Annotated in this window: 21 protein-coding genes; 10 read left to right on the top strand and 11 right to left on the bottom strand. The window is 71.0% G+C overall.

Going from position 1 to position 20,745, the window contains the following annotated elements; translation table 11 throughout:
- Positions 1–33: 33 nt before the first annotated feature.
- The 3 genes from ACFQU4_RS18780 to ACFQU4_RS18770 are packed head-to-tail and all read left to right on the top strand — an operon-like array spanning position 34 to position 3,719.
- A complete protein-coding gene (locus ACFQU4_RS18780; RefSeq protein WP_377494643.1) occupies positions 34–1,620 on the top strand; it encodes a sugar ABC transporter ATP-binding protein in 1,587 nt (528 codons plus the stop codon).
- Complete coding sequence (locus ACFQU4_RS18775) at positions 1,617–2,666, top strand: ABC transporter permease (RefSeq protein WP_377494640.1); 1,050 nt, start codon at positions 1,617–1,619, stop codon at positions 2,664–2,666. Before ACFQU4_RS18780 ends, ACFQU4_RS18775 begins: the two co-directional genes overlap by 4 nt.
- Before the next feature lie 30 nt (positions 2,667–2,696).
- A complete protein-coding gene (locus ACFQU4_RS18770) occupies positions 2,697–3,719 on the top strand; it encodes a substrate-binding domain-containing protein (protein ID WP_377494637.1) in 1,023 nt (340 codons plus the stop codon).
- Positions 3,720–3,840: 121 nt separating this feature from the next.
- On the opposite strand, the gene ACFQU4_RS18765 is transcribed toward ACFQU4_RS18770, so the two are convergent.
- Both ACFQU4_RS18765 and ACFQU4_RS18760 read right to left on the bottom strand, forming a co-directional pair.
- Positions 3,841–5,121, bottom strand: coding sequence for a sulfatase (locus tag ACFQU4_RS18765; RefSeq protein WP_377494635.1), 1,281 nt, complete (start codon positions 5,119–5,121; stop codon positions 3,841–3,843).
- Entirely contained in the window at positions 5,118–5,984 is an 867-nt protein-coding gene (locus ACFQU4_RS18760; RefSeq protein ID WP_377494634.1) for a metallophosphoesterase, read from the bottom strand. Before ACFQU4_RS18760 ends, ACFQU4_RS18765 begins: the two co-directional genes overlap by 4 nt.
- 36 nt (positions 5,985–6,020) lie before the next feature.
- On the opposite strand from ACFQU4_RS18760, the gene ACFQU4_RS18755 reads away from it, so the two are divergent.
- Positions 6,021–6,986: a phosphotransferase family protein gene (locus ACFQU4_RS18755; RefSeq protein ID WP_377494632.1), complete on the top strand. Its 966-nt coding sequence runs from the start codon at positions 6,021–6,023 to the stop codon at positions 6,984–6,986.
- Positions 6,987–7,000: 14 nt separating this feature from the next.
- On the opposite strand, the gene ACFQU4_RS18750 is transcribed toward ACFQU4_RS18755, so the two are convergent.
- Positions 7,001–7,933 (bottom strand): DMT family transporter, encoded by a 933-nt coding sequence (locus ACFQU4_RS18750; protein WP_377494630.1) that lies wholly within the window; start codon positions 7,931–7,933, stop codon positions 7,001–7,003.
- A 94-nt stretch (positions 7,934–8,027) separates the two neighbouring features.
- Here ACFQU4_RS18750 and ACFQU4_RS18745 point away from each other — a divergent pair, with 94 nt between their 5' ends.
- Entirely contained in the window at positions 8,028–8,942 is a 915-nt protein-coding gene (locus ACFQU4_RS18745; RefSeq protein ID WP_377494628.1) for a LysR family transcriptional regulator, read from the top strand.
- 22 nt (positions 8,943–8,964) lie between these two features.
- On the opposite strand, the gene ACFQU4_RS18740 is transcribed toward ACFQU4_RS18745, so the two are convergent.
- The 4 genes from ACFQU4_RS18740 to xseA form a co-directional block, all read right to left on the bottom strand.
- Positions 8,965–9,435, bottom strand: a complete 471-nt coding sequence (locus tag ACFQU4_RS18740; RefSeq protein WP_377494626.1) for a GyrI-like domain-containing protein — start codon at positions 9,433–9,435, stop codon at positions 8,965–8,967.
- Positions 9,436–9,499: 64 nt separating this feature from the next.
- Positions 9,500–10,297 (bottom strand): MerR family transcriptional regulator, encoded by a 798-nt coding sequence (locus ACFQU4_RS18735; RefSeq protein ID WP_377494624.1) that lies wholly within the window; start codon positions 10,295–10,297, stop codon positions 9,500–9,502.
- A 3-nt stretch (positions 10,298–10,300) separates the two neighbouring features.
- Positions 10,301–10,525: an exodeoxyribonuclease VII small subunit gene (locus ACFQU4_RS18730; RefSeq protein WP_377494622.1), complete on the bottom strand. Its 225-nt coding sequence runs from the start codon at positions 10,523–10,525 to the stop codon at positions 10,301–10,303.
- Positions 10,522–11,751 (bottom strand): exodeoxyribonuclease VII large subunit, encoded by a 1,230-nt coding sequence (gene xseA, locus ACFQU4_RS18725; RefSeq protein WP_377494620.1) that lies wholly within the window; start codon positions 11,749–11,751, stop codon positions 10,522–10,524. The genes ACFQU4_RS18730 and xseA overlap by 4 nt, the downstream gene beginning before the upstream one ends.
- Before the next feature lie 57 nt (positions 11,752–11,808).
- On the opposite strand from xseA, the gene ACFQU4_RS18720 reads away from it, so the two are divergent.
- Entirely contained in the window at positions 11,809–12,789 is a 981-nt protein-coding gene (locus tag ACFQU4_RS18720; RefSeq protein WP_377494618.1) for a 4-hydroxy-3-methylbut-2-enyl diphosphate reductase, read from the top strand.
- 51 nt (positions 12,790–12,840) lie between these two features.
- Positions 12,841–13,182, top strand: a complete 342-nt coding sequence (locus tag ACFQU4_RS18715) for a cupin domain-containing protein (RefSeq protein ID WP_377494616.1) — start codon at positions 12,841–12,843, stop codon at positions 13,180–13,182.
- A 12-nt stretch (positions 13,183–13,194) separates the two neighbouring features.
- Here the strand turns inward: ACFQU4_RS18715 and rmuC are convergent, their stop codons facing one another.
- Both rmuC and ACFQU4_RS18705 read right to left on the bottom strand, forming a co-directional pair.
- Entirely contained in the window at positions 13,195–14,739 is a 1,545-nt protein-coding gene (gene rmuC, locus ACFQU4_RS18710; RefSeq protein WP_377494614.1) for a DNA recombination protein RmuC, read from the bottom strand.
- A 61-nt stretch (positions 14,740–14,800) separates the two neighbouring features.
- Positions 14,801–15,328 carry a TetR/AcrR family transcriptional regulator gene (locus ACFQU4_RS18705; RefSeq protein ID WP_377494612.1) on the bottom strand — a complete coding sequence of 176 codons (528 nt, stop codon included), beginning with the start codon at positions 15,326–15,328 and terminating at the stop codon, positions 14,801–14,803.
- Between the two features lie 72 nt (positions 15,329–15,400).
- Here ACFQU4_RS18705 and ACFQU4_RS18700 point away from each other — a divergent pair, with 72 nt between their 5' ends.
- The gene (locus ACFQU4_RS18700; RefSeq protein ID WP_377494610.1) at positions 15,401–16,606 is read left to right on the top strand and encodes an FAD-dependent monooxygenase; all 1,206 of its coding nucleotides are present in this window, start codon (positions 15,401–15,403) and stop codon (positions 16,604–16,606) included.
- A gap of 6 nt (positions 16,607–16,612) precedes the next feature.
- On the opposite strand, the gene ACFQU4_RS18695 is transcribed toward ACFQU4_RS18700, so the two are convergent.
- Complete coding sequence (locus ACFQU4_RS18695) at positions 16,613–18,004, bottom strand: hypothetical protein (RefSeq protein WP_377494608.1); 1,392 nt, start codon at positions 18,002–18,004, stop codon at positions 16,613–16,615.
- A 94-nt stretch (positions 18,005–18,098) separates the two neighbouring features.
- Positions 18,099–18,671 carry a TetR/AcrR family transcriptional regulator gene (locus ACFQU4_RS18690; RefSeq protein ID WP_377494606.1) on the bottom strand — a complete coding sequence of 191 codons (573 nt, stop codon included), beginning with the start codon at positions 18,669–18,671 and terminating at the stop codon, positions 18,099–18,101.
- 69 nt (positions 18,672–18,740) lie between these two features.
- On the opposite strand from ACFQU4_RS18690, the gene ACFQU4_RS18685 reads away from it, so the two are divergent.
- Together ACFQU4_RS18685 and ACFQU4_RS18680 are read left to right on the top strand one after the other, a co-directional pair.
- Positions 18,741–19,313, top strand: a complete 573-nt coding sequence (locus tag ACFQU4_RS18685; protein ID WP_377494604.1) for a GNAT family N-acetyltransferase — start codon at positions 18,741–18,743, stop codon at positions 19,311–19,313.
- 14 nt (positions 19,314–19,327) lie between these two features.
- On the top strand, positions 19,328–20,737 hold the full coding sequence (locus tag ACFQU4_RS18680) for an amidohydrolase family protein (RefSeq protein WP_377494602.1): 1,410 nt from the start codon (positions 19,328–19,330) through the stop codon (positions 20,735–20,737).
- Positions 20,738–20,745: the final 8 nt, after the last annotated feature.

The following is a 20,745-nucleotide window of genomic DNA, read 5'->3' as shown; positions in this document are numbered from 1 at the left end:
GCAGCGGGACTGCGGATCACACAGGGGTGAGCATTGACGCACGGAGGCGAGTCGGCGGCCGGCGGGGAGCCCGCCGCACCGCTGGTCGAGCTGTGGGGCATCAGCAAACGGTTCGGCGGCGTGCTGGCCTGCCGCGACATCGACCTCGAGGTGCGGCCCGGTGAGGTGCACGCGCTGCTCGGCGAGAACGGCGCCGGCAAGTCGACCTGCATGAACATCCTGTCCGGCGTGATCACCGACTTCGACGGCGCCCTGCTGGTGCGCGGGCGGCCGGTCCGGTTCGGCGGGCCGGCGGACGCGCAGGCGGCCGGGATCGCGATCATCCATCAGGAACTCGACCTGGTCGGCGACCTCACCGTGGCCGAGAACATGTTCCTCGGCCGGGAACTCCGGACCCCGTGGCGGACGATCGACCTGCGCTCGATGCGGGCCGCCGCCACCGAGCAGCTGCGCCGGCTCGGGATCGCCATCGATGTCCGGCGGATGGTGCGTTCGCTCCGGGTCGGTGAGCGGCAACTGGTCGAGATCGCCCGGGCGCTGCTGCTCGACGCCGCGGTGTTGATCATGGACGAGCCGACCGCCTCGCTCGCCGACGCCGAGGTACGGCAGCTGTTCACGGTGATCGACAACCTGCGCCGGGAGGGCGCCGGGATCGTCTACATCTCGCACCGGATGGAGGAGATCGAGGAGATCGCGGACCGGGCCACGGTGCTGCGCAACGGGGCGGTGGCCGGCTCGGTCACCGACCCGGCCGCCAGCCGCGAGACGATCATCACCCTGATGGTCGGCAGCAAGCCGGGCGCCCTGTTCGGCGACGAGGCGCAGCCGGCCTCGACCGCGGCCGCGGAACCGGTGCTGAGCGTGCACGGGCTGCGCTACCGGAGGCGCTGGCCGGTGCCGGGCCGGACCGACCCGGACGGCATCGACCTCGACGTCCGGCCCGGCGAGATCGTCGGCCTGGCCGGCCTGATGGGCGCGGGCCGGACCGAACTGCTGGAGACCCTGTACGGGGCGGCGACCGGCGGCCGGGTGGAGGGCATGATCACGGTGGCCGGCCGGCGCTACCGGCCGGACCGGCCGGCCCGGGCGCTGCGGAACCGGATCGCCTTCGTGCCCGAGGACCGGCGCGGTTCGGGCCTGGTCCTCGACCATTCCGTGCAGCACAACCTGATCTTGGCCGCGCTGGCCTCGGTGACCCGGCTCGGCGTCGTCCAGGGAGGCCGGGAACGCGCCGCGGTACGGCAGCAGGTGAACGACCTGGCGATCCGGGCCGCCAGTCCGCGGGTTCCGGTCGGCACGCTGTCCGGCGGCAACCAGCAGAAGGTGGTCTTCGGCCGCCAGCTGCTGACCGGGCCGCGGGTGCTGCTGCTGGACGAGCCGACCCGCGGCGTCGACATCGGCGCCAAGGCCGAGATCTACCGGCTGCTGCACCGGCTCGCCGCCGACGGCACCGCGGTCGTCCTGGCCTCCTCCGAGCTGCCCGAGCTGACCGGCGTCTGCGACCGGATCCTGGTGCTGCGCCGGGGCCGGATCGCGGCCGAGCTGTCCGGTGACGCGGACCATGATCAGATCCTGGCGCTCTCGATGGGCGACGACGACTCCCGGGAGGCGACTCGATGATCAGCCCAGTGAATGGTCAGGATCAGCTGCGCGGGCTGCCCGGCAACGACGTGGTCCGGACCAGGGGTGCCGCGGTGCTGGACCGGGTGTTCCAGTTCCAGAGCCTGTTCGGCCTGGTGGCGGTGTTCATCGTCGCGATCATCGCCTCACCGCGCCGGAACGGTGACCTGGTCTTCCTCAGCCCGGGCAACCTCGGCAACATCGTCCGGGCGATGTCGGAGATCGGCATCATCGCGATCGGGATGACCTTCGTGATCTTGATCGGCGGGATCGACCTGTCGGTCGGTGCGATCCTCGGGCTGTCCGCGGTGGGCACCGCGGCGCTGCTGGTCAACAACGGGCTCGGGATCGCCGAGACGGTGCTGATCGTGCTGCTGATCGGGACCGCGATCGGTGTCCTGCAAGGGCTGGCCGTGGCCAGGCTGGGGATCCAGGCATTCATCGTCACCCTGGCCGGGTTACAAGTCGCGCGCGGCCTGGCCCGGATCTGGTCCGGTGGCGTGGGCATCCCGATCGCGTACGGGGACGGGCCGCTGGAGGCGCCGCCGGCGTTCTCGGTGCTGTCCGGCTCGCTGAACGGCATCCTGCCGGTGCCGGCGGTGATCTTCGCCGGGCTCGGCGTGATCGCGATCCTGGTGCTGCGCTACACGGCGTTCGCCCGGCACGTGTACGCGATCGGCGGCAACGAGAAGGCGGCCCGGCTGGCCGGCGTACCGGTCCGGCGGGTCAAGATCATCGTCTTCGCGATCTGCGGCTTCACCGCTGCGGTGGCCGGCATCATCCACGCCGGCCAGCTCAACCAGGGCAGCCCGAACGACGGTTTCGGGTACGAACTCGACGCCATCGCCGCCGTCGTCATCGGCGGCACCAGCCTGGCCGGCGGCTCCGGCACCATGATCGGCACCCTCGCCGGCGCCCTGCTGCTCGGCATCCTCAACAACATCCTCGGCCTGAACAACATCGACGCCAACATCCAGCTGTTGATCAAGGGGCTCGTGATCATCGCCGCCGCGGCGTTGCAGCGGTTCCGCCCGTCGGTCAGCTGACCCAACACCGAATTCAGGAGGTATCCCGGCATGATCAACACATCTGACATCCGCAGGATCCGCACGTTGCTGGCCGTCGGGCTGGCGTCCGGCGCGCTGGCGCTGTTCTCGGCCTGCACGGTGACCGCGGACCCGGGCGCCGGGGCTCCGCAGGAGGGCAACTGCGGCCCGGACCAGGAGTATGCGATCGGCATGTCCCAGGCCAACAACGCGGAACCGTACCGGGAGGTGATGAACTCCGACATCACCACCGCCGCGGCCGCCGTGCCGGGCTTCAAGGTGACCGTCGCCGACGCCGCCCAGGACAACAGCAAGCAGGTGTCCCAGGTGGAGAACTTCATCACCCAGCAGATCGACCTGCTGATCATCTCGCCCAACGAGGCGAAGCCGCTCACCGCCGTGGTCAAGAAGGCCTACGACGCGGGGATTCCGGTGATCGTGCTGGACCGCAAGGTCGAGGGCGATGCGTACACCGCGTTCATCGGCGGGGACAACGTGGCGATCGGCAAGGCGGCCGGCGAGTACTACGCCGAGACCCTGCTGCCGGACGGCGGCAAGGTGGTCGAGATCAGCGGGCTGGCCGGCTCGACCCCGGCCGCGGAACGCGCGCAGGGGTTCCGGGAAGGGATCGCCGGCAACGACAAGATCGAGATCGTCGCCACCCAGTCCGGCGAATGGCTGCGGGAGAAGGGCCAGTCGGTGATGGACGCCCTGCTCAAGGCGAACCCGGACATCGACGCGGTCTACGCCCACAACGATCCGATGGCCGAGGGCGCCTACCTGGCCGCCGACCAGGCGAAGCTCGCCGACAAGATCAAGTTCACCGGGATCGACGCGCTGCCGATCCCGTCCGGCGGCATCAAGGCCGTCGAACAGGGCCGGCTGCAGGCCACCTTCGTCTACGCCACCGGTGGCCGGGAGGCGATCGACCTGGCCAAGCAGATCCTGGTCGACTGCAAGAAGGACGTCCCGAAGTCGACCACCCTCGGCACCGACCAGATCACCAAGGAGAACGCGACCGAGATGTACGGCAAGCTCGGCGGCAAGGGCTGACCCGACCTCTGTTCCCTGAGCTTGTCGAAGGGCTGGGCCCGAGGTCGCCGTTCCCTGAGCTTGTCGAAGGGCTGGGCCCGGTGTGGCTTGGCCCTTCGACAAGCTCAGGGAGCGTGGTGGTCTACTCCGACTGCTCGACGATGCTCCAGGCGTCGACGGCGGCGTCGCCGAGCCGGGTCAGCTCCTGGTCGAGTTGATCACGGAGGGTGGCCAGCAGCTCGGCCGCGGCCGGGTCGCCGGCGAGGGAGTGCTGCTCGTCCGGGTCCGCCTGGAGGTCGTACAGCTCCTCGTGGTCGCGCAGTTGGCGGTAGTCGGTGCTCATCCCGGCCCGGGTCGGGCTCTCGTCCAGGTCGGTCGACAGGATGAGCCGCGGGCCGGGGTGCAGGTTGCGGATGTACTTGTGCCGCTCGGTGCGGAGGGTCCGCATCGGGTCGTAGATCTCGTGCAGGTCCTTCATCGACAGCACCTGCGACCGGCGCTCGACCGGCTCGCCGCGGAGCAGGCCGGCCTGGCTGACGCCGTCGACCTCGCACGAGCCGCCGGCCAGGTCGACCAGGGTGGGGGTGAGGTCGACGTGGCTGATCAGCTGGTCCACGACGCTCGGTCCGACCTGCCAGGCCGGCGGCGGCACCATGATCAACGCGATCCTGATCCCGGAGTCGTACAGCGTGGACTTGGCCCGCGGGAACGGCATCCCGTGGTCGGTGGTGAAGATGATCAAGGTGTTGTCGGCGTCCGGCCGGGCCCGGACGGCGTCGATCACGCGCCCGGTGGCAGCATCGGCGCGGGCGATCGACCGGGACATCCAGGCCAGGTCGGTCCGGGTGTGGTCGTTGTCGGGCAGGAAGCCGGGCACGATCACCCGGTCCAGTTCGTCCCGGTCCGGCTCGACCTCGTCCCGCTGGTCCGGGCCGAGCACGTCGTAGTCACGGTGCACCTCGGTGAAGCCGACGGTGAGGAAGTACGGGCTGTCGGCCGGCTGCCGGGCCAGCCAGTCCTCGGCGAGGTCGGTCACCGGCCCGCAGAACTGGCCGCCGCCCGGGAGCTGCATCACCTCGTCGAAGCCGATCGAGTTCGGGTCGACCGCCTCGTGCTGCATCCCGGCCAGCGCGGTCCGGTAGCCGAGCTCACCGAGCAGCATCGGCAGCGTGCGAATCCCTTCCCGGTAACGGGATCCGCGATGGGCCAGGCCGTGATGGCCGTGCCGGGGCGGATACAGACCGGTGAACAGGGAGGCCCGGGCCGGCGTGCACAGCGGCGTGGTGCAGAAGGCGGCGTCGAACCGCAGCCCTTCCTCGGCCAGCGCGTCCAGCCGCGGGCTGGCCACGTCGGCCGCGCCGTAGCAGCCCAGCCGGGTGCCCAGGTCGTGCCAGTGGATCAGGACGATGTTCGGTGCGGTCAACGGCTTTCTCCTCCAAAGGTCCGGGTCGCCTCGCGTCCGTACCCGGTGATGGTCAGTCGGTCGGGATACACCCGGACGATCGCGTATGCGTTGTCCTCGGTGTCCACCATTCCGGCGAACGTCACGGCCGGGCTCGATCCGAGCCGGCTCAGCCCGCCGGAATGATCATGGCCGCAGAAGTACGCCAGCAGCGGAACGCCGGGCCGGGTCAGCACGGCGCCGAGCTCGGCCGCGTTGAGCACGGCGTGGTCGTAGACCGGGGTGACCGGCTGGTGGGCGAAGATCAACACCGGCTCGCCGGCGGCCGCTGCCTCGTCGAGTTGATCACCGAGCCAGGCCAGCTGGTCCGGGTCGACCCCGCCGTTCCACGGCAGCGCCTGGGGCTCACCGGCGGCCAGCCGGCGATCGAGTTCGGCGGCCCGGCGGTGCCAGGCGGGTGAACCGGGCGCCAGGTCGATCACACCGAGCCGGTTGGTGTCGAGCACCAGGAAGCGGTGCCCAAGCTCGGTCCAGCCGTAATAGGAACCCGGCATCCCGAACGCGGCGACGGCGGCGTCCAGGTCGCCGCCGAACCCGGCCAGGTCGTGGTTGCCGAGACAATGCCGGACCGGGGCCCGGCCACCGGCCAGGACCTCGAGCACCGGTGGAAGATCATCGGCGGAGCTGTCGATCAGGTCGCCGAGGCTGATCACGAAGGCAAGATCATCGGCGTCGAACGTCGCCACCGCCTCGGCCAGCTTGGCCCGGCTCAGCGGGTAGTGGCGGACCGGGTGCGGAGCGCTGCGTCCCTCTGCCGCGTACTGACAGTCCGCGACGACACCGAAGGACAGGATCGGGGCCCCGTCGTTCGCATCGTCGTCCACGCGCCCACCTTAGTGTCGACCGCTACGGTGTTCCCGGTGACCACCTCCTCCGTCGTCGGCGCCACCACCGGGGTCCGACTGCCCGCCGAGGCCGTGCTGGACTGGTTGCGCCGTTCGCCCGGCGAGCCGTCCGGCTTCACGGTGGTGGGGCAGCGGCCGTTGACCGGCGGGCTGTCCGAGGGCGGCATCGACCACGTCCGGCTCGACGTCACCGGCGCCCCGGCGGCGGAGACAGGGCTGGTGATCAAGCGCACCGGATCGAACGAGGCCACGGCGCTCCGGCTGTTGGCGCCGCTCGCCGAGCGCTCGGTACCGGAGTTGATCATGTCGGGCGAGGACGAGCAGGGCAGCTGGATCGTCACGCCGTACTATCCGGGGGAACCGGTCGGGCTGGTCGGCCTGGCACCGCTGCCGGTCTTCGGCACCATGGCCCGGGTGCACGCCCGGTACGCGGAGCGCCCGGACCTCCCGGAGTCGCTGGAACGGATCGACGCGGAGTTCTGCCGCCGGTTGCTGACCGAGTTCGTACCGGAGTCGGCGCAGCAGGCCGGCGAGGTCGGCGACCGGGCCGTGCACTGGGCCGCGCGGCTCGCCGATGATCGCGAGTTCCTGACCGCGCCGCACGGGTTCGGGACGACGTTGCTGCACGGAGACCTGTACGGGCTCAACGTGCTGCAGCCGGTCCCGGCCCGGCCCTGGCCGATGATCATCGACTGGAACACGGCCCGGGTCGGCCCGCCGATGTTCGACGTGGCCATGGCCGGAGCAACCGCGGACGATGATCGTTTCCGGACCTACCTGGCGGCCTGGACCGAGGCGGCCGGCCCGGTCCCGCCGCCCACCGCGCTGGAGCACGCCTGGGCGACGGCCTTGATCAACGCGGGCTTCGCGGCCGTGGTCGCCCGGCGCGGTGATCCGGCCGACGGCGCCGGGATGCTGCGCACGGCCGAGCTTGCCTACCAGGCCTTCCGGGCCGGGACCACCGAGGCCGCGCGACGCTGACGGCCCGCGCGGCCTCAGTTCCGGCGGAGATCGAGCCGGCTGAGGTCGAGCCGGCTGAGGCCGAGGCCGGCCAGGCAGAGGGCGCCGCCGACGAGGCCGAGCAGGGTGGGGAGTTCGCCGAGGAGCAGCCAGCTCAGCAGGACCGCGACGGCCGGCACCAGGTAGCTGCTGACGCTCAGCCGGCTGGCCGGGGTGCGGGTCAGCGCGTACGCCCAGAGGGTGAAGCCGAGGGCGGTCGGGAAGACGCCGAGGTAGCCGATGCCGAGGACGGCCGAGGCCGGTGCTGCGGCCAGCTCGGTGATCAACATCGGCGCGAACGGGAGGCAGACGACGGTCCCGATCAGGCAGCCCAGCCAGGTCACGGTCAGCGGGTCGGTCCGGCGCAGCGCCGCCTTCTGGGTCAGCGTGCCGATCGCGTACAGGACGGCGGCGAGCACGGCCAGCCCGACGCCGAGCAGGCTCCGCGGCTGGCCCTGCTGGCCGGCCGCGATCAGTGCGGTGCCGGTGAAGGCGACGACCAGGCCGAGCACCAGCGGCAGCGAGAGCCGTTCGCCCATCCGCAGCGTCGCGTAGCCGGTGATGATCACCGGGGCGAGATTCACCAGCAGGGCGGTGGTGCCGGCGTCCAGGTGCAGCTCGGCGGCGTTGACGCTGGTCGTGTAGGTCGCGAACCAGAGCACGCCGTACGCCGCGACCAGCCACCAGTCCCGGCCGCGGGGGAGCCGGCGGCCGATCCCGGGCCGGAGCACGAACGGAGTGATCACCAACGTCGCCGCGACCAGCCGGCCGAGGGTCATCGTGGCGGGGGAGAAGTGCTGTCCGGTGGTCCGGATCACCACGAAGGCCGACGCCCAGAGCACGACGGCGCCGAGCGCGGCGACCGGGGCCAGCCGGCCGTCGGTCGGGGTCGGGTCGGCTGCGGCCGTGGTGGCGGTCGGAAGGGTCACGGGCCAAGCCTCGCGGGAGCGACCGTTGAGGACAAGCGACTATTTCTGATGGAATGTTCGCGATCACTGAAGAATTGGGCGTACGGTGACGATCATGATCGACGTGCACCGGCTCCGGATCCTCCGCTCCGTCGTGGCGACCGGCTCGGTCCACCGGGCCGCGCGGCTGCTCGGCTACTCGCCGTCGGCGGTGAGTCAGCACCTGACCGCGCTGGCCCGGGAGACCGGCCTGGCCCTGGTCGAGCGGATCGGCCGCGGCATCCAGCCGACCGACGCGGGCCGCCGGCTGGCCGCCGAGGCCGGCGAGGTGCTCGGCGCGATCAACCGGATCGACGGGGTGGTGGACGACCTGCGGTCCGGCCGCTCCGGCCGGCTGACGATGCGCTACTTCGCCTCGGCGGGCGCGACCTGGGTGCCGGTGGTGACGGCGACCCTGCAGAGCGAGTTCGCCGATCTCGCGGTGGAGTTGCGGCACGCCGAACTGCGCGACGCCGGGCCAGCGGTCAGCCCCGACCTGGACATCGCGGTCGAGGTGGTCCACCCGGCGCCGCCGGCCGGCTACACGGCGCAGCGGCTGCTGGACGACCCGTACCTGGTGGTCGTCGATGCGGCGCACCGGCTCGCGACGGCCGCGGCGGTGCCGATCACCGAGCTCGCCGAGGAGCCGTGGGTGGACAACGATCTGCCGTTCGCGCCGTGCCGGCAGATCCCGCTCGAGGCCTGCGCCGCCGCCGGCTACAGCCCGCGGTTCGCGGTCGAGACGCACGACTTCGCGACCGCCCTGGCCTTCGTCCGGCAGGGCCTCGGGATCACCGTGCTGCCCCGGCTGGCCTGCTGTGATCTGCCGGCGGGCCTGGTCGCCGTACCGCTGATCGAGCCGACTCCGGTCCGGGTGATCCAGGTGTTGATCAAGAAGGCCACGGCCGGCACCCCGCCGATGCGCCGCGCGATCGAGTTGCTCCGGGACTGCGCCGCTCAGGAGCGGGACCGGCTGCCGCTCACGGCGTGATCAACCCAGCCGGTCCGATCGGTCAGCTGACCGGCAGTTGAACCTCGGTCCGCCAGCGGTCCTCGGGTTCCGGGAAGCTGACCAGGTAGACCTCGCGGGCGGTGCCGTCGGTGGTCAGTCCTTGATCAGCCACCCACCGTTCCAGGGCTCCGTACGCCGCGCCGAGGCCGGCCATCGCCCCGTCGTGCCGGGCGGTGACCACCCGCTCGAGGCCGGGCAGTTCGACGAACTCCAGGCCGTCGACCGCGGCCGTGTCGGGCCCGACCGGGCAGCAGGCCGAGACGGTGAGGCCGCCGTCGCCGGTCGGTTCGTAGGTGGCCAGGGTCGGCCCGGCGATGGCGATCTGCCGGCGCATGATCGGCTCCATCAGCCGGCCGAACAACTGCTGGGTCAGGGGCCCGATCTCCTCGTGAGCGGTGCTGCGGGCCTGGCCGGTGACCCGGGCGACCCGGATGGGGGCGACGGACTTCGTGGTGAGGTCGGAGGCGCTCATGGCTGTTCTCTTTCGTTCGGGGACTGTCGTCACCGTCACGATTCGGTCTGACACCGTGTCAGGGTCAAGTCACCGGAAGCTGGACCGCCGTCCGCCAGTGCTCCTCGGGCTCGGGGTAGCTGGTCAGGTAGACCTCCCGTGCCGTGCCGTCGGTGCTGTGGCCGGCGTCCTCGACCCAGGCCGCGAGCACCTGGTACGCCAGCCCGATGTCGGCCATCACGCCCCGGTGCAGGTAGGTCGCCGCCGTCGGATGGCCCGGCAGCTCGGCCACCTCGACCTCCACAGGTTCCGCGGAGCCGATCGGGAAGCAGGCCTGCACCTCCAGCGAGCCACCGTCCAGCGGCCGGTAGGTGGCGATGGCCGGGCCTGCCGGCGAGACCGTACCCATGGCCTTGAACAACTCGCCGAACAGGCCGCTGATGACCGGCCCGACGTCCTCATGATCGGAACTCGCCGCCACGCCGCGGGCCAGCGCGACGCGGGCCGGCTGCAGCGGTTCGATCGTCACCGCCTCGGCGGGTGCTGTGTCCTCGGCCTTGATCAACTGCAGCCGGGCCCGGACCCGGACCAGTCGATCTTGGTCCGCGGTGATCTGGTCCACCAGCTCCGCCTCGCGCCGCCGCAGCAGGCCGGCCAGATCGGCGTCGCTCTCGTCCAAGATCGACTTCACCTCGTCGAGGGTGAAGCCGAGGTCCTTGCAGGCGATCAGCCGGTTCAGCCGGCGCAGCTGGTCGGCCTCGTAGTAGCGGTAGCCGGAGAACTCGTCCACCCGGGCCGGCCGGAGCAGCCCGACCTTGTCGTAGTGCCGCAGCATCCGGACCGACACCCGGCCCATGGACGCGAACGCTCCGATGCTGAACATCGGTCAGGAGCGGTCGTCCGAGCCGTCGGCCCCCGCCCGGTCGGACTTCGCGGCCGCCACCCGGGCCTCGGCGCCGTCCAGCCACTGCTGGCAGATCTTGGCCAGCTGCTCGCCGCGCTCCCAGAGCTGCAGCGACTCCTCCAGCGGCGCGCCGCCGGACTCGAGCCGCTGCACCACCGCGATCAGCTCCTCGCGGGCCTTCTCGTAACTGAGTTCCGGTTCGGTCATCCGCCGATCCCTCCCTGCTCCACGTCTCGTACGGCCACGGTCAACTGCCCGTCCGCGACATAGGCCAGCAGGTCGTCGTCGACGTCGATCTCCGCCACCGACGTGACGGCGTGACCGGTGCCGTCGACCAAGATCGAATACCCGCGTTCCAACGTCGCCTTGGGGGACAGCGCCCGGACCCTGGCCAGCAGATGCTCGACCGCCGCCTTCTCATGCCGGACCGAGGTGACGATCGCCCGATTCCCGCGGTCGGTCAAGGATTGTAGCTGTTCCCGGCGGACCGCGAAGCTCGCCGTCGGGTCGGCCAGCACCGGCCGGGACCGGAGTTGATCAAGGAACTCGCGGTGCCGCCGGATCAGCGCGGCCACCGACTGCCGGAGCCGGGTCTGCGCCTGCCGCAGTCGCTCATGCTCCTCGGCCACGTCGGGCACCACCCGCTTCGCCGCGCCGGTCGGCGTCGAGGCCCGGTGATCGGCGACCAGGTCGAGGATCGGGTTGTCCGTCTCGTGCCCGATCGCGCTGACCACCGGCGTCCGGCAGGCATACACGGCCCTGATCAACGCCTCGTCGGAGAAGGGCAGCAGGTCCTCCAGCGAACCGCCGCCGCGGGCGATGATGATCACCTCGACCGCGGGGTCGGCGTCCAGCCGGCGCAGGGCGTCGATCACCTGCTCGACCGACTGCGGTCCCTGCATCAGGGCGTGCTCGGTCTTGATCACGACGGCCGGCCAGCGGACCCGGGCGTTCTCGATCACGTCCTTCTCGGCCGCGCTGCCGGCGCCGGTGACCAGCCCGACCTGCCGGGGCAGGAACGGCAGCGGCATTTTGAGCTCGCGCGCGAACAGCCCCTCGGCCTGCAGCATCCGCTTCCGCTGCTCCAGCTGGGCCAGCAGCTTGCCCTCGCCGATCGGCGTGATCGCGTCGCAGTAGTAGCTGAGCCGGCCGGCGGTCTCGTAGTAGGACGGCTTGATCCGGGCCACGATCGCCGCGCCCTCGGACAACGGCCCGGCCGAGTCGATCGTGGTCGGCGAGGCGGTGACGCTGACCGAGACGTTCGCCAGCCGGTCCCGCAGGGTGAGGAAGATCGTCCGGCTCCCCGAACGCCGGTTGATCTCGATCAGCTGGGCCTCGACCCATACCGCGCCGAGCCGGTCGATCCAGCCCCGGACGGCGCTGGTCACCCGGGACAGCGGCAGCGGCTGCTCGGGTGAGGATTCCATCGGCATGGACGCGAGCGTAACGGCCCGGACCGACGTTCTGGTGCGGCCCATAGACTCGGCGCCATGACGTCTACTCCGTCCACGTTGCAGAAGAAGGTGCTGCTGGCCGCCCCGCGCGGCTACTGCGCCGGCGTCGACCGGGCGGTGATCACCGTCGAGAAGGCGCTCGACCTGTACGGGGCGCCGATCTACGTACGGAAACAGATCGTGCACAACAAGCACGTGGTGGAGACCCTGGAGCAGCGCGGCGCGATCTTCGTCGAGGAACTGGACGAGGTGCCGACCGGCGCCACCGTCGTGTTCTCCGCGCACGGCGTCTCGCCCGCCGTCCAGACCGAGGCGAAGGACCGCGGGCTGAAGGCGATCGACGCCACCTGCCCGCTGGTCACCAAGGTGCACCACGAAGCCCGCCGGTTCGCCCGGGACGACCTGCAGGTGCTGCTGATCGGCCACGCCGGTCACGAAGAGGTCGAGGGCACCACCGGCGAGGCGCCGGACCACATCACCCTGGTCCAGTCGCCCGAAGACGTCGACGGCCTCGAGGTCGCCGACCCGACCAAGGTCGCCTGGCTGAGCCAGACCACGCTGAGCGTCGACGAGACGATGGAGATCGTCGGCAAGCTGCGGAAGAAGCTGCCGCTGCTGATGGACCCGCCCAGTGACGACATCTGCTACGCCACCCAGAACCGGCAGTTGGCCGTGAAGCAGATCGCCCGCCAGGCCGACCTGGTGATCGTCGTCGGCTCGGCCAACTCGTCGAACTCGGTCCGCCTGGTCGAGGTCGCCCTGGAGAACGGTGCCGCCGCCTCCTACCGGGTGGACAACGCGACCGAGATCGACCCGGCCTGGCTCGACGGCGTCTCGGTCGTCGGCGTGACCAGCGGTGCCTCGGTGCCGGAGGACCTGGTCACCGGCGTGCTGGACTTCCTTGAGGACAAGGGATTCCCGGCCGCCGAGGAGGAACGGCTGACCGAGGAGTCGCTCGTCTTCGCGCTGCCGCCGGAGCTCCGCAAGGACCTCCGCAAGGGTGCGATCAACGACTGACACGCACGCCGCGCTTGACCTCGAGCGGGGTTGAGATTGCAGGCTGAATCCATGGTTGCGCAGCCGTCATCCGCCCGAAGGTTCAGTACGGAGCTCGGCGAGAACGCCATCCGGTTCAACGACGACATCCTCATCGCGCCCGCGATCGGCAAGGAGGAGGGCGCCCCGCTGAGCGCGTACACGACGTTCCTCCGGGCCGGCGCGCAGGCCGACCTCCCGGCTCCGTACACGGAACTCTGGGTGGTGCTGACCGGAGCCCTCCGGGTGGGCGAGGCCGGAGCGGCCGTCACGGTGCGCGCCGGTGACTTCGTCCACGTCCCCGAACAGGCGCCAGGCCGGGTCGAGGCCCTCGAGGACACCACGATGGTCTGCGTCTCCGCACCCGCTCATTGAGGGTGTCGTCGGCTACGAGCCGGTGTCGCGGTTCCGGTCGGGCTGCTCGATCTCGGGCTGCAGCATCTCGAACAGGTCCGGCTCGGGGCGGACCAGCTCCTCGGCCTCCGGTACGTCCTCGCGCCGGGACCGCCGCTTCCGGCCGCGGCCGATCATCGGCTCGACCTGGGCGGCGTCCTCGACCAGCTCCGGGGCCTGGATCTGCCGGACCGGGTCGTCGACGGAGGTCAGTGCGGTCAGCTCCTGATCGGTCACCTTGAGGTCGGTGAACTGGCGGGCCTTGACCAGCACCCGGCCCTCAACGGTGGCGATCGTGTCGTTGTAGGCCGTGACCGAGGTGCGCAGGGCGCGGCCGAGCTTGTCCAGCCGGTTGCCCATGGTGCCGAGCCGTTCGTGCAGGTCCCGGCCGAGCTGCAGCACCTCGGCCGCGTTCTCGGCCAGCTTCGCCTGCTTCCAGCCGTACGCCACCGCCCGCAGCATCGCGATCAGCGTGGTCGGGGTGGCCAGCACGACGTCGCGGCGGGCCGCGTACTCATGCAGGTCCGGGGCCAGCCGGAACGCCTCCGCGGCGAGCGCCTCGCTGGCCAGGAACAGCACCACGAACTCCGGCGTCCCGGCGTCGGCCTGCCAGTAGCGCTTGCCGCTGAGCTGGTCGATGTGGGTCCGGACGTGCTGGGCGAACCGGTCCAGCGCGTGGCTGCGCCGGTCCGGATCCTCGGTCTCGTGGGCATCGAGGAACGCGCTCAGCGGCACCTTCGCGTCGACGAAGACGCACTTGCCCTCGGCCAGGTCGACCCGCATGTCCGGCCGGACCGCCCGGTCGTTGCTGGTCGTCGTGTGCTGGGTGGTGAAGTCGCAGTGCTCGATCATCCCGGCCAGCTCGGCGACCCGCTTCAACTGCAGCTCGCCCCAGGCGCCGCGGACGTGCGGCTTGCGCAGCGCGGTGGCCAGCGCGTGCGTCTCGCGGCGCAGCTGCTCGCCGGTCAGCTGGACCGACTGGACCTGGTTGCGCAGGTCCGCGGACAGCTTGACCCGTTCCTTCTCCACCTCGGTCAGCCGCGTGTTGAACCGCTCCAGGCTGTCCCGGACCGGCGCCATCAGCTGCTCGGTCGCCTTCAGCCGGGCGTCGGCGGACGCCTCGGCGAACTTGCTCTGCTTCTCGATCGTCTCGCCGGACAGCACCTTGAACTGGTTCAGCATCGACTCCCGGTCGGCGGCCAGCTCCTCGGCCCGGCGGATCGCGGCGTCCCGTTCGGCGGTCGCCTTCGCCACCTGCGCGCCCACCTCCGCGGCCTCGGCCTGGGCGGCGGCGGCCAGGGCGCGGGCCTCGGCGACGTCGGTGCGCGACTGGGCCAGCTCGGCCCGCGACTGCGACGACTCGCTGCGGGCCTCGGCCGCCAGTGTCTGGGCCTGGGCCAGCTCGGCCCGGCCCTGGCTCTCGGACCGCGCCTCGGTGGTCTCCTGCCGCGACCGCAGCACGACCACCGCAACGCCGACTCCGATGGCCAGTCCGATGACCAGGCCGGAGAGCATTGCGACGACCGCCGTTACGTCCATGCCCTCGATCCTGCCCGCCGGGACCGACAATCCGTCGGAGGCACCGCCGGGCCGCCGGTGATCAGCGGCCCAAGGTGGCCAGTGCGGCCTTCAAGGCGGCCGGACGGATCTTGTCGACGGGATGGTCCGGGAACAGGACGGTGCAGTCGGCCAGCCCGCCGACCGCGACGACGGCGCGGACCCGCGCGGCCAGGCTGGGCCTCGGGCCGGTGACCATGTCGATCACGCGCAGCCGCCAGTCGATCAGGCGGGTCCCGAGGTCGAGCTCGGCCAGGGTGGCCGGGTCGCGGACCAGCGTGTTGATCACGGAGCGATGCCGGTAGAGCAGGTCGAAGCACGCCTCGAGGACCCGGCGCGGATCGTCGGCGCCGGCCTGCTCGAGCTCGATGATCATGGCCTCGCACTCGTCCAGCAGGGGCTGCAGCAGGCTGCGGACCAGGTCGTCCCGGGAGGCGAAGTGGTAGTAGAGCGCGGGCTTGCTGATCCCGAGCTGCTCGGCGATCTGGCGCAGGCTGGTCCGCTGGAGCCCCTGCCGGGCGATCAGTTCGAGCGCGACGGCCTGGATCCGCGCCTTGGTGTCCTTGGCCACGCTCGTCATCCTACGGTTCGCCCGTTATCCTGGATCTGACTTACCGGTAAGTAAAATTTCTGAGGAGGTTCGATGCGATCGGTCTTGATCTCCGGCGCGGGGATCGCCGGCGCCACGTTGGCGTACTGGCTTGTTCGTCAGGGATTCGCGGTGACGGTGGTCGAGCGCACGTCGTCGGTACGGGCTCGGCTCGGCGGCCACGCGGTCGACCTGTTCGGCCCTGCGGTGGACGTGGTCGAGCGGATGGGGCTGCTGCCGGCGATCGAGGCCGAGCGGACCCACAACGAGTTGATCAGCCTGGTCCGGCCGGACGGGACGCTCACCGACATCGCGGTCGACGAGGTGGCGAGCACGATCTCCGGCCGCCATGTCGAGGTCCTGCGCGGCGTCCTGACCCAGATCCTGTTCCGGGCTGTGCAGGACGAGGTGGAGCTCGTGTTCGGCGACGAGATCACGAGCCTCGATGATCATGCCGAGGACGGCGTCCGGGTGACGTTCGCCCAGGGTCAACCGCGCCGGTTCGACCTGGTCCTCGGCGCCGACGGGCTGCATTCGGGCGTGCGCCGGCTGGTGTTCGGCGAGGAGTCGTCGCTGACCCGCTACACCGGCGCCTGGCTCGGCGTCTATTCGATGCCGGACGTGATCGGCATCGAGGGCCGTACCCTGCTCCACCTGGCACCGGGCCGGCTGATCGCGACCTATCCGGTACGCCAGACCGGCGAGGCCCGGGTGCTGCTGCTGGAGCGCGCCGAGCAGGAGCCGCCGGGGATCCGGTCCGACCTCGCGGGGCAACGGGAGCTGCTCCGGGAGCGGTTCGCGACGGCGGGCTGGCGGGTGCCGCAGCTCCTTGATCATCTCGACTCGGCCGACGACCTCTACGTCGATTCGATCACCCAGGTGACCCTGGAGGACTGGACACGGGGCCGGGTCGCCCTGGTCGGCGACGCCGGCTACTCCCCGGGCCCGGCCGTCGGCGGCGGCACCTCGCTGGCCATGGTCGGCGCCTACGTGCTCGCCGGCGAACTGGCCCGGACCGAGGACCATGATCAGGCCTTCGCGGCGTACCGGGCCGAGATCGGCGAGTTCGTCCGGCGCAGCGGCCGGATCGCTCCGGCGGTGGTCGCCCAGTCCGCTCCGCTCACCCCGCTCGGGGTGCGCCTGATGTCCGCCGCCCTCCGGCTCTACCCACGGCTCCCGTTGAGCCTGCGCTCCTGGGCCGCGGCCCGCCGGCCCGGACCGGCGAACGCGCTGGCTGCCATGGCCATGAAGGAGTACTGACCGGACTCAGCCGAACAGCGCGGCCACCGCTCCGTGCACCGCACTGGAGTAGTCGGCATCGAAGCGGTGGACCGCGCCGAAGACCCAGCCGCCGGACCGGCTGAAGGTCCAGCCGGACGGCGACTCGAAGGTGCTGTTGCTGATCTGGCAGCCGGTCAGGGCGATGTCGTCGAACGACACGTCGAGGCCGTAGTTGGAGACGCCCTTCTTGTCGTACAGCCGAAGGGTCAGCGTGGCCGAGCCGTTGACCAGGTAGGGCGTCAGGTCCCGGGGCGAGTTGGTGTACCACCCGGTGCCGTCGGTCGCCACGTCGCGCTCCCAGACCACGGTGCCGTTCGCCAGGGCCTGCTTGAAGTGGTAGCCGGCCGTACCGCCGTCCGGTGCGGTGTCGGTGTTGTACGCCACGATCGAGCAGGTGGACGAGCCGGAGTTCAGGGTGACCGTGGTGCTGGCCGCGGCGTAGCTGCCGGCCGTGGTCGCCGTGTTCGGCTCGACCTCGAACCGGAGCGCTCCGCTGCCGGTGTGGGCCCGGTTGGTGTCGCCGTTGCCCCTGCCCGGGGTGAGTGGGAGGGCGTACTCGACGATGCCGGGGATCTTGCCCTGGTTCATGAACGTGACGCCGACCTGGGTGACCGCCCTGACGTAGTTGACGTCCGGCGGCACAACGGCCGAACTCAGCTTCGAGGCGTACGGCATCAGGAAGATCTTGTCGCTGGTGCGCGCGGCGTTCGCGATCACCGTGTTGAGCTGGGCGGTCAGCGAGGCGGTCCACATCGTGTTGGTGTACGGCTCGTCGCGGAACGGGAAGATGAAGCCGTCCAGCTTCGGGCCGTACGTGTCGACGAAGCCCGCGGTCAGCGCCGAGTAGTAGACCGTGGCGTAGAGATCGAGGCCGGGGCTGACCGCGTTCGCCGCGTCCCGCAGCTGCTGCAGGTAGGCCGGCGTGAACTTGCCGGTGTTGGCGTTGAAGTCGTCGATCGCCCAGGCGGTCAGGTTGGGGTACGAGGCGCGCACGGTGGCGATCTCGCGGGCCCAGGCCACGTAGTCGCTGCCGTACGGCGGCGGCGAGCCCTCGGTCGGCGGCGTCACGTACACCCAGACCTTGATCCCGGCGGCCTGTGCGGCCGGCATGAACTCGTTGACGAAGTCGGTCCACTCACCGGCCTTCCAGACCAGGTAGACGTAGGTGTTGGCGTTCAGCGCCTTGGTCCGGTTGATCGTGGCCGCGCTGTCGATGCCGCCGTCGGCGCCGGTGACCTCGCCGGCGTAGGTGGCTCGGGTGCCGGCGACCGGAGCGGCCGCGGCGGTCGGTGCTGCACTCGTGGTGGCACCGATCAGGACAAGGAGAGCCGCGAGGATCGCGACGGGCGCAGTGCCCAAACTACGGGGAGTGGACATGGCTTCAGGTATAGGCCCGCGGGATATTCCCGGTCAATGGAATCGGAATTAGTGCCCTGAAAGTCGTCCGTAACCCCAACTTTCGGACGTTGAATCAGGACGAATTCCGGCACAGGGTACGGACGCCCTCGACCAGCTCCTCGGCCGTCGGGGCCCGGTCCGGATCGACCAGGAACTGCACCATCACGCCCGGGTAGAGCGCCATCATGAGCGACCCCAGGGTGCGCACCTGCCGCTCCTCGAGCTCCTCCTCGGGCACGCCGAGGATCTCGGCGGCGAGCCCGCGCCGGGCCTGCTCGTGGGCCTCGGCCAGCTGGGCCCGCAGCTCGGGGGAGTGGGCGGCGCCGTTGTACGCCTCGATGCTGCTGTTCAGGGCCTCGCGGGCGTTCGGAAACGAGGCCAGCAGGCCGGCGAAGAAGGTCTCGAACGCCTCGGTCGGCGTCGCGCGCTCTGGCCGCGGGTGACTGCTGAGCACCTGGTCGGTGAAGTCGGCGACGACGGCCACCATGGCCGCGTTCAGCAGGGCCTCCTTCGAGCCGTAGTGGTAGCCGATCGAGGCGAGGTTGGTGCCGGAGGCGGCGACGATGTCGCGGGCCGTGGTCCTGGCGTACCCCTTCTCGGCCAGGCAGCGCTTCGCGCCCTCCAGCAGCTGTTCCTTGTGGCCCATGGCGGCAGCTTAGCGCCCATCTAGACGAACGTTTTATACAAACGTATAAGACGTATGTATAGTCGAACCATGCCGAGCAACGACTCTCATTCCCAGGCCGTACGGGTGCTCGCCGCGGCCTTCCTCGACGATCCGGTGCTGAGCTGGGCCTTCCCGGAGCGGCCGACCCGGCCGGCGATCCTGAACCTCGTGCTGGCGGCCTTCCTGCGCAACGGTCAGCTCCGCACGATCGAGGAGGGGGACCGGCTGCGGGCCGCGGCGGTCTGGTGCAGTCCCGCCGAGCACGAGGTTCCGGCGCCGGACCAGCCGGACCCGGTCCTGATCCCGCACCTCGGGCGGTTGGCCGAGCTCGGCCGGCTGCTCGCCGAGCGCTATCCCGCCGATGTTGATCACCGCTATCTGCGGGTGATCGGCGTCGGCCCGGAGGACCACGGTCGCGGCTACGGGGGCGCCGTGCTGGCGGAGGGGCTGGCCGAGTGCGACGCGGCCGGGCTGCCCGCCTATCTGGAGGCCTCCTCGCCGCGCAACGCCGCCCTCTATGCCCGGCACGGCTTCCGGCCGTACGGATCGCCGATCCGGCTGCCCGACGGGCCGGAGCTCTTCCCACTGTGGCGCGAACCCGCGCCCATGATCATCCACTGAACGGAGCCACGTCCATGATCAACTCTGTCCAACGCACCGCGATCACCCACGTCACGGTGGTCGATGTGATCAACGGCCGGTCGCTGCCCGACCACACCGTATTGATCACCGGTGATCGGATCGACCGGGTCGGCCCGGCGGACCAGATCCCCGTACCGGAAGGGTTCCGGGTCGTCGACGGGACCGGCCGGCACCTGATTCCGGGCCTGGCCGACATGCACCTGCACGACAGTGGTGACGAGCGGATCGACCCGCCGTTGCTGATCGCCAACGGTGTCACCACGGTGCGCCAGATGTGGGGCACGCCCTACCTGCACGAGTGGCGCCGGCGGTGCGACTCCGGCGAGCTGATCGGGCCGCGCTGGGTGATCGCCAGCCCGCTCGTGGATGGCCGGCCGTCGCTCTGGGAGGACGCGCCGGTCGAGCAGGAGTACCTGATGGCCGACACCGAGGACGAGGCCCGCGCCGCCGTCCGCCGGGCCAAGGAGGAGGGTGCCGACTTCGTCAAGGTCTACTCCCGGTTGTCGCCGGAGACGCACCGGGCGATCGCCAAGGAGGCGGCCCGGCTGGAGATTCCGTTCGCGGGCCACCTGCCGGACGCGGTGTCGCTGGAGGACGCAATCGATCTTGGTCAGCGCAGTTTCGAGCACCTGCACCGGTTCGGGGCGGAGACGTCCCGCAGCTTCGAGGAGCTCCGGGCGGCGATGGCCCGGGTCGAGCCGGACTGGAGCCCGAAGTACAGCTCCTGGTTCCAGCAGGTCGCCCGGATCGAATGGGACGCCGCCAACACGCACAGCGCGCACCGGGCGGCCCGGCTGTTCGACCGGCTGGCCGCCGCCGGGGCAGCGGTCTGCCCGACCGTCGTGCTGCACCGGGTGCTGGAGCGTCCCGACACGGTCGACCCGCGGGACCGGCGGCTCGACTACCTGCCCGGCGAGATGAAGAGCTTCTACGAATACATCGTGGACGGCTTCTACTCCGGGCACCGGACCCCGGAGGAGGGCTTCCAGTCCCGGGTGCTGTTCCAGTGGCGGCTCGAAGTCGTGGCCTCGCTCGAGGCCGCCGGGGTACGGCTGCTGGCCGGCACCGACACGATGACCGGGTACGTCTTCCCCGGCTTCTCGCTGCACGACGAACTCGGCCTCTTCGTCGCGGCCGGCCTGACCCCGGCCCGGGCGCTGCAGACCGCGACCATCGAGCCGGCCCGCTACCTGGGCCGGGATCACGAGCAGGGCAGCGTCGACGAGGGCAAGGTGGCCGACCTGGTCCTGCTGGACGCCGACCCGCTGGCCGAGATCTCCCACACGCAAGCGATCCGGGCCGTGATCAGCCGCGGCCGGCTGCTCGACCGGGACACCCTGGACGGCCTGCTCGACGGGGTCCGTACGGCGGCCGCGAGCACACCGGTGCCGCAGGGGGCATGATCACGAAC

The organism is Microlunatus sp. GCM10028923 (assembly GCF_042666975.1).
Taxonomy (GTDB): domain Bacteria; phylum Actinomycetota; class Actinomycetes; order Propionibacteriales; family Propionibacteriaceae; genus Microlunatus.
This window is presented reverse-complemented; position numbering and strand designations above follow the sequence as displayed.